Here is a 251-nt window from a genome sequence, read left to right as displayed (position 1 = left end):
GCTCCCGCCCTTGCGACCGATTTCAGCCATGAACTCGCGTACCGCATCAGGTACAGGCTCCCCCGGCTCACGGCGGGCTTCAACCGGCTGATAACGCTCATTCATGAACTTCTGGATACTCCTTACGATTCCGGCGACCTCAGAGACTGGTAGCGGTGGCTGGCACTGGCTATTCAGCTCATAAGCCAGTTTCTCAAAGTCCTCGCCCCGATAGGCAGCGCGTCGGCAGGTCTGAAAAATCGTCTCGTTCC

The 251-nt window shown here is 58.2% G+C and carries 1 protein-coding gene; it reads right to left on the bottom strand.

What is annotated here, in order from left to right; all coding sequences use genetic code 11:
* On the bottom strand, nucleotides 1-240 hold a 240-nt coding region (locus L7A20_RS12180), incomplete at its 3' end, for a primase C-terminal domain-containing protein (protein WP_423817447.1).
* Nucleotides 241-251: the final 11 nt, after the last annotated feature.

Origin of the sequence: Rothia nasimurium (genome assembly GCF_928381415.1) — a bacterium.
GTDB classification, from domain to species: Bacteria; Actinomycetota; Actinomycetes; order Actinomycetales; family Micrococcaceae; genus Rothia; species Rothia nasimurium_H.
The sequence above is the reverse complement of the archived record's forward strand: the minus strand, read 5'-3'. Positions and strand labels throughout refer to the sequence as shown.